Annotated in this window: 1 protein-coding gene; it reads right to left on the bottom strand. The window is 58.6% G+C overall.

Going from position 1 to position 1,327, the window contains the following annotated elements; genetic code table 11:
* Position 1: 1 nt before the first annotated feature.
* A partial coding sequence (locus L8F97_RS22410; RefSeq protein ID WP_242154951.1) for a Hint domain-containing protein occupies positions 2 to 1,327 on the bottom strand: 1,326 nt, incomplete at its 5' end.

Genomic DNA, 1,327 nt, shown 5'->3' with positions numbered 1-1,327 from the left:
TTCAGCTAAGGGCAACAGAACTGGTGAGTGCCGCCGCTGGTTCGGCTCCTTCGAGGCCAGCCAAGCGGCAAGCGCTTTCCGGAGCGCTGCACGTCCAACGTGGGAGACACTTGCGGGCGAGTTCCACTTGCAACATCAGTGGACCGTTCAACCCCTCCCACAAACGCGCGGGCAGCTCTGCGCAGCCGTTGGTCCAGCGGAAAGACATTTCGTCTGCCTGTTCGAGCGCGTAGCAGCCCACGACTCCTTCCAAATCTTCAGCGAGGAACCGGCGTTGCAGGCCGGACGCACTTTTGAAGGTCAGGGTCCGGATCGCGACGCCCAAGGTCCTGTGATCAGCCGATGCAGAGGTCGAGGACGGCTTTGTGCAAGCCGACTTGAGCGACAGTGTGTCAGGAGCCGAAGAGAGTGCGACGTAGGCGGACATCTCGACGATCTTCGGCTTATGGAACTGGCCGTCCGCGATGAAGCCGAGCTGAGAATCGGGGGTTTCATCGACGCACCAGCCGAGCTGTTCGGCACGCGCGCGAAGGCGATCACGGACACGTTCGAGCATCGGCCCGGTGGGCATCAGCGGCCTGCAATACGACTGATCGCTGGAGACCGCGTCGGGGCGCGAGGACCCATTGGCAAAGAACGCACTGTTCCGGCTTGGCAGGTAGCTCTCTGCTGGCAGGCCCGCCGCGAGAAGGATGTCGTGGCTGTCGAGCTCGACATGCCAGTAGGAGACCTGTTCGACAGCCTCCTGAACGATCGTCGCGTTGTTGATCAACCAAGAGGCCTGGATCAGCACTTCGTCCACGCAGATCGCATGGCCAGGAGACACCAGAATATCCTGTCTTGGCAGTCCGGGGCCAAACGCGCCTGTCATGATGCGGACCGGGTGTACGGCTTCACGGTCCGGGAAGCGTGTGCAATCGAGGGTTCGTTGTCCCAGCCAACGGATCGGTCGGTAAGCACCGGATGCGGTAAGCACCATATCACCGACTTCGAGCGCCTCGACGGGCCGATCTCCTCCTGGCGTTCGGATCGGGGTTCCCTCGGTGAAGCATACGACGGTAAGATGTACAAACTCGTTTCCTGGCCCATTATATGTTGAGTTAGTTTCAGAATACTGCACTTCCAGCCCATGCTTGGCATAGTTTATGCCCGAGAGACTATCATGCCCTGAACCATCATACGTGTCGCTCGGGCTGATATCGAAGTGGAGATTGGTGAAAAACCCGCGTGCCGTTATGATATCATTTTGATGATCTGGCGTGGTAATCTGATCTGTTCTAACAATCCCATTTTCGTCTGTGATCGAATAGCTTCCCGTCACAGACGT

Origin of the sequence: Sphingomonas sp. BAUL-RG-20F-R05-02 (assembly GCF_022662305.1) — a bacterium.
Lineage (GTDB): Bacteria > Pseudomonadota > Alphaproteobacteria > Sphingomonadales > Sphingomonadaceae > Sphingomonas.
This window is presented reverse-complemented; position numbering and strand designations above follow the sequence as displayed.